The sequence below is a fragment of the Pseudomonas sp. ANT_J12 genome (assembly GCF_008370045.1).
In the GTDB taxonomy this organism is placed as follows: Bacteria; Pseudomonadota; Gammaproteobacteria; order Pseudomonadales; family Pseudomonadaceae; genus Aquipseudomonas.
The window spans coordinates 1-822 of record NZ_VOBN01000055.1; the positions used below are offsets into that span (position 1 = coordinate 1).

The 822-nt window shown below is 60.2% G+C and carries 1 protein-coding gene; it reads left to right on the forward strand.

Going from position 1 to position 822, the window contains the following annotated elements; all coding sequences use genetic code 11:
* A partial coding sequence (locus tag FQ192_RS33860) for an Ig-like domain-containing protein (RefSeq protein WP_218585831.1) occupies positions 1-822 on the forward strand: 822 nt, incomplete at both ends.

Genomic DNA, 822 nt, shown 5'->3' on the forward strand with positions numbered 1-822 from the left:
GCACCGAAAACTTCACCTACACCATTACCGATTCTGACGGTGACACCAGCACCGCCAACCTGGTGCTGCAGATCCACAACAACGACGATCCGGTCATCATCAATGGCCTGAACGTCGAGGGCGGCGAACTCACGGTCTACGAGAAAAACCTCAGCCTCGGCAGCGCGCCCGACAGCACTCAACTGACCCAAAGCGGCACCTTCACCATCACCGCCCTCGATGGCGTGCAAACCCTCACTGTCGGCGGCATCACCGTCGTCAGCGGCGGCGTGGCGGCGGGGTTCCCGCAATCCATCCCGACCGGGTTGGGCAATACGCTGACCATCACCGGTTTTGATCCAGCCACCGGCGTGGTCAGCTACAGCTACACCTTGAACGGCAACGACGCACACCCAACCGCGGGTGGCGCAAACAATCTACCTGAGCAATTCGCCGTCACAGTAGTCGACGACAACGGCACCACGGCCAACGGTTCGCTGGACGTCAACGTCATCGACGATGTACCGAAAGCCATCGACGACAGCAACGCCAGCACTGCGTCTGAAACCTTGCTGACACTGAACGGCAACGTGCTGACCAACGACGTGCAAGGCGCGGATCGCGTCGCAACCGGCCCTGTGACGCCCGGCACCTTCGCCGGTACTTACGGCACCTTAGTGTTGAATGCCAATGGCACCTACGCCTACACGCTGAACACCAGCGATGCGGATTTCAAAGCGCTGCACGGTGGCGGCAACGGCACCGAAAACTTCACCTACACCATTACCGATTCTGACGGTGACACCAGCACCGCCAACCTGGTGCTGCAGATCCACAACAACG